This window comes from Mesobacillus subterraneus, from assembly GCF_023715485.1.
Taxonomy (GTDB): Bacteria; Bacillota; Bacilli; order Bacillales; family Cytobacillaceae; genus Mesobacillus; species Mesobacillus subterraneus_B.
In genome coordinates, this window is sequence record NZ_JAMBOF010000013.1 from 101,543 (window position 1) to 115,136 (window position 13,594).

Annotated in this window: 17 protein-coding genes; 4 read left to right on the top strand and 13 right to left on the bottom strand. The window is 40.8% G+C overall.

Annotated elements, in window-relative coordinates; translation table 11 throughout:
- Window positions 1-10 precede the first annotated feature (10 nt).
- Genes M3204_RS17800 through M3204_RS17810 form a run of 3 tightly spaced genes read right to left on the bottom strand, consistent with a single transcriptional unit; the run spans window position 11 to window position 2,663 of the window.
- Window positions 11-568 carry an NADPH-dependent FMN reductase gene (locus M3204_RS17800; protein WP_251485087.1) on the bottom strand — a complete coding sequence of 186 codons (558 nt, stop codon included), beginning with the start codon at window positions 566-568 and terminating at the stop codon, window positions 11-13.
- Between the two features lie 43 nt (window positions 569-611).
- Complete coding sequence (locus M3204_RS17805) at window positions 612-1,154, bottom strand: FAD synthetase (RefSeq protein ID WP_251485089.1); 543 nt, start codon at window positions 1,152-1,154, stop codon at window positions 612-614.
- 27 nt (window positions 1,155-1,181) lie between these two features.
- Window positions 1,182-2,663, bottom strand: a complete 1,482-nt coding sequence (locus M3204_RS17810) for a 4-hydroxyphenylacetate 3-hydroxylase family protein (RefSeq protein WP_251485091.1) — start codon at window positions 2,661-2,663, stop codon at window positions 1,182-1,184.
- A gap of 199 nt (window positions 2,664-2,862) precedes the next feature.
- On the opposite strand from M3204_RS17810, the gene M3204_RS17815 reads away from it, so the two are divergent.
- Window positions 2,863-3,486 carry a Crp/Fnr family transcriptional regulator gene (locus M3204_RS17815; RefSeq protein ID WP_251485093.1) on the top strand — a complete coding sequence of 208 codons (624 nt, stop codon included), beginning with the start codon at window positions 2,863-2,865 and terminating at the stop codon, window positions 3,484-3,486.
- Here the strand turns inward: M3204_RS17815 and M3204_RS17820 are convergent.
- Window positions 3,483-4,106 (bottom strand): Crp/Fnr family transcriptional regulator, encoded by a 624-nt coding sequence (locus M3204_RS17820; RefSeq protein WP_251485095.1) that lies wholly within the window; start codon window positions 4,104-4,106, stop codon window positions 3,483-3,485. The genes M3204_RS17815 and M3204_RS17820 overlap by 4 nt on opposite strands.
- A 203-nt stretch (window positions 4,107-4,309) precedes the next feature.
- On the opposite strand from M3204_RS17820, the gene M3204_RS17825 reads away from it, so the two are divergent.
- On the top strand, window positions 4,310-4,495 hold the full coding sequence (locus tag M3204_RS17825) for a hypothetical protein (RefSeq protein ID WP_251485162.1): 186 nt from the start codon (window positions 4,310-4,312) through the stop codon (window positions 4,493-4,495).
- Window positions 4,496-4,565: 70 nt separating this feature from the next.
- On the opposite strand, the gene M3204_RS17830 is transcribed toward M3204_RS17825, so the two are convergent.
- The 3 genes from M3204_RS17830 to M3204_RS17840 all read right to left on the bottom strand — a co-directional run bounded on the left by M3204_RS17830 (window position 4,566) and on the right by M3204_RS17840 (window position 6,760).
- Entirely contained in the window at window positions 4,566-4,919 is a 354-nt protein-coding gene (locus M3204_RS17830; protein ID WP_251485097.1) for a hypothetical protein, read from the bottom strand.
- A 463-nt stretch (window positions 4,920-5,382) separates the two neighbouring features.
- Window positions 5,383-6,102, bottom strand: coding sequence for a sulfite exporter TauE/SafE family protein (locus M3204_RS17835; protein WP_251485099.1), 720 nt, complete (start codon window positions 6,100-6,102; stop codon window positions 5,383-5,385).
- Window positions 6,103-6,268: 166 nt separating this feature from the next.
- Window positions 6,269-6,760 (bottom strand): CPBP family intramembrane glutamic endopeptidase, encoded by a 492-nt coding sequence (locus M3204_RS17840; protein ID WP_251485101.1) that lies wholly within the window; start codon window positions 6,758-6,760, stop codon window positions 6,269-6,271.
- 542 nt (window positions 6,761-7,302) lie between these two features.
- Here M3204_RS17840 and M3204_RS17845 point away from each other — a divergent pair.
- Window positions 7,303-8,028, top strand: a complete 726-nt coding sequence (locus tag M3204_RS17845) for a hypothetical protein (protein WP_251485103.1) — start codon at window positions 7,303-7,305, stop codon at window positions 8,026-8,028.
- A gap of 27 nt (window positions 8,029-8,055) precedes the next feature.
- Here M3204_RS17845 and M3204_RS17850 read toward each other — a convergent pair whose 3' ends face one another.
- Window positions 8,056-8,448: a hypothetical protein gene (locus M3204_RS17850; protein ID WP_251485105.1), complete on the bottom strand. Its 393-nt coding sequence runs from the start codon at window positions 8,446-8,448 to the stop codon at window positions 8,056-8,058.
- A gap of 164 nt (window positions 8,449-8,612) precedes the next feature.
- Between M3204_RS17850 and M3204_RS17855 the strand changes: the two genes are divergently transcribed.
- Window positions 8,613-8,789, top strand: coding sequence for a DUF7244 family protein (locus M3204_RS17855; protein ID WP_251485107.1), 177 nt, complete (start codon window positions 8,613-8,615; stop codon window positions 8,787-8,789).
- A 206-nt stretch (window positions 8,790-8,995) separates the two neighbouring features.
- On the opposite strand, the gene M3204_RS17860 is transcribed toward M3204_RS17855, so the two are convergent.
- The 5 genes from M3204_RS17860 to M3204_RS17880 all read right to left on the bottom strand — a co-directional run.
- Window positions 8,996-9,679 carry a type 1 glutamine amidotransferase domain-containing protein gene (locus tag M3204_RS17860; protein WP_251485109.1) on the bottom strand — a complete coding sequence of 228 codons (684 nt, stop codon included), beginning with the start codon at window positions 9,677-9,679 and terminating at the stop codon, window positions 8,996-8,998.
- A gap of 139 nt (window positions 9,680-9,818) precedes the next feature.
- Entirely contained in the window at window positions 9,819-11,624 is a 1,806-nt protein-coding gene (locus M3204_RS17865; RefSeq protein WP_251485111.1) for a S9 family peptidase, read from the bottom strand.
- Between the two features lie 342 nt (window positions 11,625-11,966).
- Window positions 11,967-12,164, bottom strand: coding sequence for a hypothetical protein (locus tag M3204_RS17870; RefSeq protein ID WP_251485114.1), 198 nt, complete (start codon window positions 12,162-12,164; stop codon window positions 11,967-11,969).
- Between the two features lie 181 nt (window positions 12,165-12,345).
- Window positions 12,346-13,170, bottom strand: a complete 825-nt coding sequence (locus M3204_RS17875; protein ID WP_251485131.1) for an SAM-dependent methyltransferase — start codon at window positions 13,168-13,170, stop codon at window positions 12,346-12,348.
- Window positions 13,171-13,375: 205 nt separating this feature from the next.
- On the bottom strand, window positions 13,376-13,594 hold a 219-nt coding region (locus M3204_RS17880; protein ID WP_251485135.1), incomplete at its 5' end, for a hypothetical protein.

Consider the following 13,594-nt stretch of genomic DNA (forward strand, 5'->3'; position numbering starts at 1 on the left):
TCTCTAAAACTCACTCGACAATTTGGGCATGGCTGCCTTTTAACGACTTTTGCATATGGACGACTTCATCTGCTAATAGTGAAATTCGCTGTAAAAGATCCTCATCAACGATTTCATTTTCAGAGTTGAAATGGTCATAATTCGCGTACACATAACTAGGTGCTACAAACGCCCGGAAGTAGCCGGCAATCGGCTTCAGCTGGTTTTCGATGACCAGGAAATGCTGGTATGTCCCGCCATTGGCGACAAACCCCATCACCTTGCTCCTGAATGCATCAGGATGGATTAAATCAAACAGATTTTTCAATACTCCAGGAATCGATCCCTGAAAAATCGGTGTTCCAATCACGTAAAAATCGGCAGATGAAACCTTTTCAATAACAGCTCTTGTATCATCTGAATATTTCTCAGTTGGGCGACCATCGCAAAATTGGACATCGTAATCCATCATATCGAGCATTTCCACCTCGATGTCCGGGTACTTCTTTTTGACATCATCCAGCACTTTACGGACGACAATCCCCGTCTTCGCACCGATGATTGTGCCTGAAATCCCAAGCAGCTTCATCTTGGTCCCTCCTATTCTTGTAAACTATTTTTTTGCCTAATGACTACTCCTGCTTCCCTGCCGGCCAGCCAAGCAGAGCTTTCGAAAGATGAATTTCACCTTCCGAAATCAGCTGGCGGATTCTCGTCGAAGAAATCACGCTTCCTTTGGAACAGCAGACTGGCTTCGTGACTCGTACTTTGAAATATTTACTAAGAAGGTCAATGTCCCCCAGCCGGTCCTTTCCAAAACGGAAATCACCGCCAACCATGATTTCAACCGGATTCAGCTTAGCAAGACTGTCGATGAATTCAAACGCACTCTTTTTCGCATAAACATCATCAAATCTGGCAACCACTGCATGCCGGGCATCAAGCTTCTCGATTTTTGCAAGCTTCTCGTTCACGCTGGTCAGCATCCTTGCTCCTTGAAAAAACACACGGGGCGGAGGATCGAATGTGTACACCACACCTGGAAGCTTCAGTTTCCTGCCTTTTTGCACGGCCTGCCGGATTACGGCTTGATGTCCGCGATGGACTCCGTCAAATGCACCAATCGCGACAATGGATTGTGGCAGTTCCAATGAAGAATAAATATGTGCTTCCATCCATCCTTCTCCTCCTAAAATCACAATCTAGTTTGTAAGCGCTTCCTTATTGTCCATCTGTGCGCCCTTTAACGCTTCGTCCACCATGGTAAGCGGAGTTTGCCGTTTATAGTTGTTATAGAAAATCCCTCTCTTGCGGATCGGGTCGCCAGTATAATACCGCTCATATTGCAGCAAGCGTTGTCCGAATGCCTCGCCGCACAAATCCCATGCAAGCTTGAAAATGCTTACGCGCTCCAGTGATGACACGCCTTCACGGCCGACATAATAGTTATCGATGGAGTCTCTCAATTCGGCACTCTCAAAGTCCGCTCCTGTTGGTGACATCAGCAAGCCGCCTGCTCCGACGATTTGAATGACTTCGATCGCACGCGGATACATTTTTGGCAGCAATCCACGGATTGTTTCAAGTGGGACATAAGCTGGCATTGCTTCACCATGCTCAGTCATCGTATGTTCATATTCAGCAACCTTCAGCAATGCCCGGATGGATTCAAGCGATTGTGCCAGCTCGCCAAGCTGGTCCTGGACATTCAAGTAGCCGTCTACGCCGATCGTATCAGCGACTTTCATCGCTACATGTGTTGCGAACTCCAATTTCACAAGACCTCTGACACCCGATTGATGTGCCGGCTGCTGTCCTGCTCCAGTCATTGGATAAAGCTTGTTGGCTGCCTCGACGTTGTTGTACAAGAAAACACGGTCCCAAGGGACGACAACATCATCAAACACAAGCAGTGCATCCATTTCTTCAAAACGAGAAGCAAGTGGATGATCGAAGAATGAACGTGTTCCATCCTGCATCGGCTCTCGGCAGATGATCCGCAATCCTGGAGTGTCAATTGGAATCGCGAAAGCAAGTGCATACTTCTCATCACCAGGCGCAAAACCAGGGAATGAGTAGATGATGACTTCATCGGTCACAGGCGCTAGGGTCGCCAGCATTTTCGCTCCCCTTACAACCAATCCGTCTGGAGTTTCCTTCACCGCGCCAAGGTGTGTGTATGTATCCTTTTGCTCATGTGAGGTTTTGCTGCGGTCATTCTGCGGGTTGATGATCGCATGCGTCAAGAAGATATCATTGTCACGAAGATATTTATAATAATTGCGGACATTCTCAGCCCAGTTTTTGTTGTATTTTTCGAAGAACCAAGAATTGTAGTACATGGATGTCACGACAACGTTCAAGAAATCTGGAGTTCTTCCCATCAAACCAAAAGTGGCCCTTGCATAAGCTTCGAACACATTGCGGCGCTTCACCAGATCCTCATAGCTCTTAGGAACAAGGAACGCATTGTTTACGCGCTCGCCTGTCTCCTCACAGACATGAGTGATTTTTTCCTGGAATTCTGGATCATGCTGCATATCATACAGCTTCGCGATTTCAAGAATTGGCTGCTTGAACACCGGCTCCTCAAATAAATTCTCGACTTTTTTCCCAGACAGCCAAACCTCAGGTTTACGTGCTTTAACCGCTTCGATATATTGAGCTCCAGTCCTAATTCCCATATACACCCTCCTGAAAAATTTAATTGAAAATTCATAATGAATTGTAATACTAAATTTTCGATGTAACTGTAGCCTATTTAACATTTTTCCAGAAATAGTTTTCTTAAAAGTCTAAATTATCTAACTAATTATAGAAAATTAATCTTGTTTCCCCTATGATTATGTTAGATATCAACTTCACTTTTGGGGAGGTCATGGTATGGTTACGGTATATGAGGAAGTATTTCATTGGGAGGATTATTTGAAATACGGCACGCGGCAATTTTTTAGAAAGAAGGAATACATTTACCAGCAGGGTAACTGTGGGGAAGGCTTTTATTATTTGCACAAAGGACTTGTGCGTATCGTGACAGAAACAGCCACCGGCAAGGAAAACATGCTGAACATCGTCATACCAAATCAGCTGTTAGGTGTTCAATCATTGGACCAAAAAACTCACTTCACCACCGCAATCGCAGTTAAAGATTCAGTCGTCTATCACTTTTCAGCAGACGAATTCCGTAAACTGATGATCGCCCACCCAGAACTCTTCAAACTCTTTTCAAAAAGCGTCATCCATAAAATGAAGATCCTTTTAGACCGGATTAATTTGAATGCGCTTACATCCGAGCAGAAGCTCGCGGTTTTACTCCACAACATCTGTGATGAATTCAAAAGTTACGAGATTCCGCTTTCCCAGCACGACCTCGCCTGCTGCACCGGCCTAACCAGAATCACGGTTTACAAGGTGCTGAAAGAATGGCAGGATGCCGGGATCATCGAGATCGACAAACGAAAATACTTCATAAAAAAACCAGATTTCCTAAGAAACCTGGTTGGTTAGTCCTCGTGAGGATGATGGGCAAGCGCCCTTATTTTATCAAAATCCTTAATGACAATTTCACGCTTATGAAGCTCTATGTACCCTCTCTGCTTCCATTTCTGAATAATCTTGTTCACTGTGATCCGGGAAGTGCCGATATACTTCGAAAAAGCAGTCTGGTTCATCGAGGCATTCCCGTTTTCCTGAACAAGCTTCAGCAGGTAGAAGGCCATTTGCTGCTCAACCGGGCTGTCCAGGTGCGTGATGATCTCGGCAAGTGTCCGGAATTTATAGATGAGCGAGTCCGTATAGATTCCAGCAGCATGCGGATGGTCCTTGCATATTGCAGCAATCGCCTCATCAGAAAAATAATAGATGGCAGATGGACAATTCGTCGTCCCGCTAGTCAAGTAAGGCTCCCCATGGACACCATGCTCACCGAACAACATCCCGGGCGGCACAATATTAATGATCCGCTCATCCCCGTGATCCGACAACAGCGTAATCTTTATTTCCCCGCTCTTCAAATAATAGATTCCACGCCCAGCTTCCCCCTGATGATACACAACCTTATTCTTCTCGACTTCAAACAGCTGGCCATATGACAAAAATGGCTCCCATAGAAAACGAAGATGCTGCATCCTATCACCTTTTCTATTAATTTTGGTGATTTATTTAATTATTATGATAATTATATCATTTGTGAAGTCCATGAAGGGGAAAAAATAAAAGATGCTTTTTTAAAATTCGAGTCTCTAATCTATAAGAATTATGAAGGTTTTGTTAACATCGAACTTTTAATTGGATATGAATGGTAAAATCAATGTAAGGAGGAGGAAGGTTTATGTTCGCACCGTCTGCAATGGGGTTAATGTCTTTATTCATCGGTTTAGCTGCGCCGATTTCATTTATTGTTTTATTAATTTGGGTCTTTCGGATAAATAAAAATTCCGAGGTCCAAGTAGAACAAAACAAGAGGATCATCGAGTTGCTTGAGAAGGTAAGCGGGGATCGGTCAGAAGGGAAATAGCCGCTCGCTGGTAAACGAAAAACTAGCCAAGCTTGCTGGATGCCGGTGAGCTTGGCAGCAACATGGAAAATTAAGATTCAGACGATCTTTTGATAATCTCAAGTTCTCTTTCGTTCCTGGCTGCCTTTTCCCAAATGAAGTCCTGGTCTTTTTCTATTCTTTTAATTTGATTAATCACTTCATTATGTCTAACTTCATTCTTTATTTCCGTCTTTTCCATTCTTGTTTCCATCTTTTCCATTCTTGTTTCCATCCTGTCGAAACTTTCTTCAATGGATTCAAACTTCTGCCCGTGTTCCTTTTGTACGTTTTGCATTTCATTCATGCTTTTTTGGAAATCGTTCATACTCTTTTGAATATTTCCGACCATCGTGATCAGTTGGGATATCATCCCTTCCATTCGATCTAATCTTTCTTCCGACATTTTTCTCACCTCCTTTTTACATATTATAAAATAAATCTGTCGTTTTTAATAGTAGGCTGTTTCAGTATTGATTGTTGCTACCATCACCGTCTCTAGCAATTACGGGTGCCTTTCACTATCTAAATAAGGTGTTGTTTTACTCTCCAAAACATCCCGGTCCATGGGAATGACCCTTTTCTTTCTTTCTAATAAATCAACCGTCGTGTATCAGTATTCGCATAATCCCCGCCGAAAAGTACCGCTATTCCTTTAGGTTTCCTATACAAGCGCTTTGCATATCGTTTCCTGAAAAACCTCTAGCGCATCACCTTCATTTTTCATATATACATACGCTATTTTATAAAGCTTGACCTTTAACATGAATTCCTGTTGATTTAACCATAAAAAAGGGCAAGACTGAAAAATCAATTTGCCCTGCAAAAAAAGTAAACCATATCTATCCAATTTAAAAGTTTAATCTTCACTAAACCAAACTTTCAAACAACAGATAAATCCCTGTACCACTCAAAAGGAAATAGCTTAAAACCCTGAAGATTCGCTGCGGAATCCATTTGAATATGATTTGACCTGCCAATAAACCAATAAATACAATCGGGATGGCATATAGACTCGAACTCCAGATTGTTTTATTCGTACCAACAAAAATCACTTGAGTTAATAAGCTGATGAAATAGATAAACAGGTAAAAGGCCAAAGTGGTTGCCCTTAACTTCGCTTTCCCGGTGCCGCTGCCGGTAAAATAAAGCAATAATGGAGGTCCAGGCATGCCGATACTTGTCGTTAATAGACCTGATAACCCGCCAACTATATAATCACGGACTGGCGTTGCTTTTACTGTGAAATTCAAGATCAATAACAATGTCAAAAGTAAAAGAAGGATGCTGACTGCTAATTTAAAAGCGGTAATGTCAATCGATAAAAACACGGAAATCCCAAGAGGGACACCAGCCATACTTCCTAAAGTTAACCGTTTAAGCAGTATGGTATCAATATCGCACTTGATTTTCCATATTAATGAGATCGAAATAACCAAGGATAAAATGATGTTAATTTGAATCGCCTCATGCGGCAGAAATAGCATCAGCAAAAAAGGTGTGGCCATAATCGAAAATCCGAAACCAGTGCTTGTTTGCAGGATTGATGCTACTAATATGATCGTTATGAAAAGGAATATAGAACCCAAAATAGACCTCCATGTGTACAAAAACTGTCATTATTTATGATAACACATCACACGAAACTCCTATTCCTATGAATGAACGCAAAAGAAAAGCATCCACATTGAATGCTTTTCTTCAATCACAACAAAGGGATATTCCTCTTCATGTTACTGACATAAGCGAGGTGTCCTATGCATTTTTATTAAGGAATCCTGCTCTATTGTCTGTTTCCGAAGATACACTGGTTAAGACCGGAAGAAATCGATAAACCATCAGGAACATGATACAAGCGATAATAATTGAAAGATACGACGAGAAAAACCCATTTGCCTTTTCATTCACATCAAATAAAAAAACGCCGTCACCAACTTTTCCAGATACCCCGTAAAACAAACCATACACCACATTCAGTCCAACATGAATCCCTGTATTGGCCCATATAGAGTTAGTAGTATAAAAAGCATATGTCAAACTCAAACCTAGCACAATGGAGAAAATGGTGTTGTTTATGCTGAATCCTTCTAACCAAATGTCGTCCAGGGCATAAAGTAATATTGCGATCACCATCAATTTCACCAATGGTACACGATCCTTGAAAAAGTTGAATACTAGCCCTCTGACAATGATATCATTGATCAACGAACCCAATCCAAAACCAACGAATACTACAATAAGTGTCATAATACTTCCCCATACTGGCCTTAGTCCAATAAACTCATAGCTGCCTAGTATAAACCGGAATAAATATAGAAATGAAAACGAAATAAAACCTATTGCGAAGCCGATGAACAAATTCCGTTTCCAGCCGGTGAAGTATACCAATCCATAACTCTTCAACCCGCCTTTTTTCCGCGCCAATAAAAAAGCGATAGGAAAAAACAACACCAAATGAAAAAACCGCAAGATATCATTCATCAGGTATACCAAAGGAATTAGATAAAAATATAAAGACAGTATTAAGTATGAGAATATAAAAAATAAGATGTTCTTGCTCAATTACGCCCCCCCTTATTCCGGTGCTTCCACCTCAATTGTAAGCAAACTATATTGCTCTCATGGTTGTCACAACCCTCGAGAATAAATTACTCTCCTCTATCCATCTAGTAAAATATTACCATGTTTTTCTCAACAGCAATATCCTATTTTCTCTATGCAGGTGTGAATTATATAGAGACTGGGTAATCTGTGGGTATGAATTTAATGTTGAAGAGGTGTGTTTTTGGATGAATAAACGATATTACTCAGAGACTGTAGTTCCTATTGAGTCTCCTTTCGGCTTTATTCCTGGAAAAGAGACTGCGAGGGATTTTACTTTTGATAAAGAAAATCGTTTTAAAGATTATCTATTGGAAAAGGACGGGAATTCCTACGACATCAGTTTGGATGACAATGGCCAGTGGTACTTCTTCACGTCTTTTGAATGCGATACGCTTGATGAGGTAAAGCTGTCGAGACAGATTTTCCGGCCGCCATATTTAAAAGGCGAGAAGCTGGAGCTTGTTGATTTACTGGAAAAGCTGAACATTTCTCCTTTATATGAAGGCCATGATAAAGCCTATGGCCATATCCTTTCTCTAGTACACGAAATGGATTCAATTCCTGCCTTCGAACAAGCGCGGCTGGCAAATTACGATGGGAACGACGACCCAACCATCATCAAAAAAATCCATTTTATCGAAAACGAGTACAAAGGTGAGAAAACCAGATTTATTTCTGGTTTTGAAACCCGTTCATTCGCAACAGTGACAGAGAATGAATTTTACGCAAAAGAAATACATTTGCCAGGAAACGCCCGGACTTATTTGAAGCTGTTCATCTATTTCTCAAGATACGGCACCCTGCCTTCACAGCAGATGATGCCGAGATTCCTGGGAAACCTTTGGGCATCGACTCAAAGCTTGAACACTGCAGCCAATCCAGCTCTTTATAAGGAAGAGATTATAGAATGAAAGCACCTGAAAAGGTGTTTTCTTTAGTTAGTCTAAGTATCCATATCCGATAATTTTTTGGTTGTGCAAATCCGCAAAAATAAGCATATTATTAAGGCTTGTCGTACTTTTTATTGGGAAATCAATTATGTATATTTCTCTGCCAAAATAACTGCTGTCTTTGACAATGCCCATACCTTCATTAAGTACCCTTTTCATAATTGCCCCATCAGACCATGTTCCGTTTATGCGATCCTGGTCTGTTTTACTTAATTGCTCCCACACCTTTTCCCTTATATCCTTCTGTTCCGTTTGTTTCTCTTCAAATGGTGCCTTTGCTTCTACTGCTATCACCCTGGGGGAACTTTCACTTAACTCCACCACCTCGTCCGAGCAAGCCACTAATCCTAATACAAGAATGAAAAATGAAAATTTCTTCATAGCCTTCTCCTTATGTCTTTTGATGAATTAGACGGAAACTTGTTTCATTAGTTACAGAAATTAACAATAATACTCCACGCTTCGCATCCGCATTTAGATGAGGACATAAAACTTACCCTTCAGGCGAATAATATATAAAGAGTAACATTGTTAGGGGGATTATCATGAAAAAAGTCATTTGCACAAATAATGAAAGTTATGATTTGGAATTTAACGTGGGAGACGAATACCAGGTCGAGAGAGAACTGGAAACCACCTACATTGTCATAAATAAACTAGGAAATAAGCATTCCGTATTTAAGACTCATTTTATGCCAGTTGAGGATAGCGAATCCAAGTAGTAAAAAAACTAGGAGTATCTACACAGGAATCGGGTTGACCATTTTAATCATAATTCTTTTCACCCTTGTTACAGCAGGATGTTTTTGATATAGACATATAATTCTGCTGAACTTTTAAAATAGTAACTAATCATTAAGTTCTTATATAAAAGAATATCCTCCGTTAAATTAAAAAAAGCACCCAATCGGGTGCTTTAAAAAAATCCTTATTTATTCCTCTTTTCCAGCGCTTTAACCAACTCTTCTCCCATCAATTCGGAAGAAAACGGGTCACGGCTTGTTACTAGCTGTTCGTCAGCCCATACAGCATGTCCTGTTTTTTCAAGGTCTCCCCTTTCATAGTTGGCAATTTTGCTAAGTTCCTGCTCCAGGCTGAACGGAAGGATGTCCAATAAGCCCTCTGGTTCCATCGCATCAGGGTATCCTGTTACTGTTTTTCCAGCACTAAAGCTTTCGCCGTTCGGTCGCTTGGCATATACGAGTGGGGCCGGACCATGACATTCCGCTGCGACAATCCCGCCTCGGTCTGAAATAGCATTCATGATTCGATGCAAGTCCTCATTCTTAGCCAAATCATACATTGCACCATGACCGCCAACAATCAGGACAACATCATAATCTCCAGGATTCACATCGGAAAGCTTTTGAGTTTCATCCGCTTTTCCTGATTCATAAAGCTCTTTATAAGTCCCTTTTGGGTCATATTCTTCACTAATACTAATTTTATCGATTTCCGGCTTGCCTCCTAGTGGCGAAGCCAAATCAACCTGATGGCCCGCCTGTTCAAGGATCTGCATAGGTGCGAACAATTCCTCTCCCCACCAGCCTGTCTCATAATTATTTTCTTCATCTTTATATCCACTTGATAATACTGCCAGAACTTTTGCCATTAATATAGCCTCCTTTGTTGATAACAGATTCTATTTTCCCTATCAAACTAACTGTTACTCATAAAAATGATTGCCAAAGTTTTCTTAACGGTTTTCACAACAAAAAAGCTGAACGAACATGATCGTCCAGCTTTCCCATTTATTCTGCTAAAACCTTCGCCTCGACGAATTGATCAAAGAATTCAAGGATCGTACGGTTAACGAGAATCTCGTTCTCTTTCTTTGAGAATCCATGGCCTTCATCTTCAAGCACAAGATATTTCACATCACGTCCTTTTTCCTGCAGGGCCTTGAAGATTTGGTCAGATTCTTGCTTCACGACGCGCGGATCCTTCGCACCCTGGATGATCAGCATGGGCTTTGTCATATTTTCCAAATAAGTAATCGGCGAGAACTCAGTCAATTTATCGAAATCCTTCACTGGATCGCCAACCCATTGGTTCATGACTGGTTTCCAATGCTCCGGCACGGATTCAATAAAGGAGAAAAGATTCGATGGTCCAAATATATCAACGACAGCCTTGAAGTATTCCGGATGGCGTCCATGCAACAATAGCGCCATATATCCGCCATAGCTTCCACCCATCAATAAGGTTCTCTTCCTGTCAGCCAAGCCATTCTCGTAAAGGTACTCCAGTCCGGCAATATTATCAAGACGAGGACCTTCACCCCAGTTGCCTTCGACCATCTTCATGAACTCCAGCCCATAACCAGTGGATCCTCGGAAATTTGGCGCAAAAATGCTGTATCCCCTGTTCACAAGGAACTGGAACATTGCACGGAAGTTATTTCGCTCTGCAGCCTGCGGCCCGCCATGCGGCCAGAGGATGACATGGCCGTTGTTGACATCTTCCTTTGCCTTGAAGAATAATGCTTCCATCATCAACCCATCATAGGACGGATAAGTCAGCACTTCCGGTTTTACTAAGTGTTCTTCCTTTACACCAGGGACAGCCAGGTTCGTCAACTGTTTCCATGCGTCATTTCCCGCTTCCTTCACGAAAATGTTAAAAGGCTTCGTAGCTGATCCCGCTAAAATATATAAATTCCCGCTATCGGCAACCGTCCCACCTTGAACGATTGATGCTGGCAGTTCGATCTTTTTATGAGTTCCATCAGCCAGATCATAATGATATAAGTAATCATTTACACCCTTTGCTGTTAAAAGGTAAAGGCTCTTCGTACTCTTATCGTATCGAATAGCGCCAAACTCTTCTTTTTCAATCGAAAGGACTTTGCCAAACTCATGAGAATCAAGATTGAACTTGGCAAGGTAAGCGAAATCCTCTCCGTAAGTTGTCAGAAAGAAGTACTCGTTCTCTACGAAAACTCCATCGCCCACCGTGAATTGCTCTTCTGTTTCTGGAGTCAGCGAGTAAGACTGCCCATTCTGGAAAACGAACCCTGGCGAGTATGTATTCGCATATTGCTTAATATAAACGAAATTAGTCTCGTTTTCATCAACAGCGACCAGGAAGCAGGCTGCCCCATCCCCCTCAACGACTACACTCTCCTCGTCCTTTTCCAGATTGTAACGATAAATATTAAGATAGGTTTCATTGCCCTTAGTTGAAGTATAATAAAGCCTTTTATCATCCTTTGATAAAAATGGAAGCATATGTCGGTGGCCTTCTTCGGTACGAAGCGCAACTAGCTCGCCGCCTGCAGGAGAAAGTGCATATAGCTGCGTGTTTTCATCCCCATCTTGATCAAAACCAACTACCAGAAAACGACCATCATGTGAATAAGTTAAAGCCTGGCAGCTCTGATCAATAAAGGTAAGCGGATATGGATACTGGTTAGGCAAATCCATCGCCCAGAGATTGTATTTCCCTGTCAAATTCGTGCTGAAAACCAATTGACTTTCATCAGGACTTACTGTAAAAGCTTGAATATTAAAGGTGCGATAAAAATTTTCTATATCCGGTTTCTTAAAGGTAACCAAATGCCCCACTCCCATTCATTTAGAAATTTCTGTCTATATCAAAATCTTAAACAAAAATCTTCCAATCTGTCTAGAAATAAGGGCATTTTTCGCTCGACATAAAGTGCAGATTTTAATCAAAAGGGATATCATACGGCTCCTTTGTTTAGGATCATAATGAAAAATAGCCGATTATATTTTTTACCTCCAATAAAATTGGCGATCCAATTTCTCCAATCAACTATACTCTCTAAACACACGATTCTTTCATTCGCTAAGAAATCTCATCTTTTGACAAATAGTAAAAATAAAGTCAAATCCTGCGCTTTCCCGAGAAATAATTCTCGATTTTCAAGCTTATATTTACAACGCATTTGGGTTTTCAATTCTCATTGATGATACTTCCCCACAGTTCGCGCAGCAGGTGATCAGCAGTGAAGTCCCCATTTTAAACGCATTGAAGCCAGGCGGCTTTACCTTATCATAGCCGGAGTTCCCAATCTTCCCAACCTTGCTTTCTGTATGCCCGCATTCTTTACATACGAAATTCTTTTCAGTCATGACGTACCTCCCTGAATAATCGATATACCATATACGAACCACCCAGAAATTGGTTTCAAAAAAGAAGAGCCTCCCTCTGGAAGGCTCCCTCAAACCAATTGAAAATGCATCAAGGTACTCTTGTTTCAGATAATATGATTTTCATTATTATTGGAACAAGTACCCTCTCCATGATCGACTATTATTTAGCACATAAAATAAAACTGTTCAATGACTGCTCCTCTTCATCAGACAAATTCATCAGTTCATAATAGCTGTTCACCAATGTTTGCACCTTCTCTGGAACGATAGCGAATTCTTGGCGAATGGAATTTACATAACTCTTTTCCCACTGTGCGTCCTGTAAATACGTGGCATCGATCGTATCTTGATTTTCGATTTGAAAACCTGCCTTTTCAAGCAATTCTTTAATTTGTGCTTTATAAAACAAGTTTTGTATATTCCCGTCATTATTTACAAAGTTTGAGTACAAGGCGTGAAGAGAAGCGGCAAAAAAATGTGCGCGTTGAGATTTATGAGTAAAGTCAAGATTCCATTCCGCTAGGCAAATGCATTTCGTCATTCCACGCAATTTCTTAAAATAGGAGAATAAATCTTCAGATCTCTTAAAATACCAGGAACTATGAGATAACACTGCGACATCAAACACTTGGTTCGAATCAAAAGAATCAAAGTCCTTTTCAAAATGGAAGGTAATACGTTCACCCAATGCTGACCTTTTGATACGGTCTGTTGCCTGTCCTAATGTTAACGGTGCCCCGTAATCCCGGCTGGCAATATCAATGGCGATTACTTTTCCGTCCTCCCCTACTGCGTCTGCTATTGCTGCCGTTGTGTCTCCCTGACCACAGCCGATTTCCATTACACTCATTCCTTTTTCAATCCCAAATGCGTCAACTAAATCCAATCGGTGCTTCAACTGCATTTGTTGTATTTCATCATTTTCAAATAGCTTATATGTAGTTAAGAACTTTTCTGTTTTTCTGCTAAGTTCAAAAGTGGACATTGAAGCCATCCTTTCTTGGAAAAGTCTATTGTATCTTCTTTCAGATAATTACTTATTAAAACATCTGAATTGTGAAATGTCACTCCAATTTGACGTTCTAACTATATTTTTGGTCAACGATTTATACTTTTTGTCCATTTTCATAGGCAATATCACGGAATCAACTATTAGATAAGCCGAAATTCAATGCTAAATCCATTCAATATTACTTGTTAAAAATCTTTATAGCGAAAATATCAATTTTATAGCGAAAATCACGATTTAATAGCGATTTTTTCATTTTTATAGCGATATTTAATTTTTTATGATGGTTTATAAATGTATGTGTAAGGCCTTTTTCTAGACAAAGAAAAAAGGACAAAGTACTCTCTGAGTTATCACCACAATAACCTTTTGAGAGGAGTACTTTATCCATGTCCAATTT

Coding starts and splice junctions, on each gene's coding strand:
- M3204_RS17800 (WP_251485087.1), bottom strand. CDS start 568: ATGAAGCTGCTTGGGATTTCAGGCACAATCATCGGTGCGAAGACGGGG.
- M3204_RS17805 (WP_251485089.1), bottom strand. CDS start 1,154: ATGGAAGCACATATTTATTCTTCATTGGAACTGCCACAATCCATTGTC.
- M3204_RS17810 (WP_251485091.1), bottom strand. CDS start 2,663: ATGGGAATTAGGACTGGAGCTCAATATATCGAAGCGGTTAAAGCACGT.
- M3204_RS17815 (WP_251485093.1), top strand. CDS start 2,863: ATGGTTACGGTATATGAGGAAGTATTTCATTGGGAGGATTATTTGAAA.
- M3204_RS17820 (WP_251485095.1), bottom strand. CDS start 4,106: ATGCAGCATCTTCGTTTTCTATGGGAGCCATTTTTGTCATATGGCCAG.
- M3204_RS17825 (WP_251485162.1), top strand. CDS start 4,310: ATGTTCGCACCGTCTGCAATGGGGTTAATGTCTTTATTCATCGGTTTA.
- M3204_RS17830 (WP_251485097.1), bottom strand. CDS start 4,919: ATGTCGGAAGAAAGATTAGATCGAATGGAAGGGATGATATCCCAACTG.
- M3204_RS17840 (WP_251485101.1), bottom strand. CDS start 6,760: ATGACACTTATTGTAGTATTCGTTGGTTTTGGATTGGGTTCGTTGATC.
- M3204_RS17845 (WP_251485103.1), top strand. CDS start 7,303: ATGAATAAACGATATTACTCAGAGACTGTAGTTCCTATTGAGTCTCCT.
- M3204_RS17850 (WP_251485105.1), bottom strand. CDS start 8,448: ATGAAGAAATTTTCATTTTTCATTCTTGTATTAGGATTAGTGGCTTGC.
- M3204_RS17855 (WP_251485107.1), top strand. CDS start 8,613: ATGAAAAAAGTCATTTGCACAAATAATGAAAGTTATGATTTGGAATTT.
- M3204_RS17860 (WP_251485109.1), bottom strand. CDS start 9,679: ATGGCAAAAGTTCTGGCAGTATTATCAAGTGGATATAAAGATGAAGAA.
- M3204_RS17870 (WP_251485114.1), bottom strand. CDS start 12,164: ATGACTGAAAAGAATTTCGTATGTAAAGAATGCGGGCATACAGAAAGC.
- M3204_RS17875 (WP_251485131.1), bottom strand. CDS start 13,170: ATGTCCACTTTTGAACTTAGCAGAAAAACAGAAAAGTTCTTAACTACA.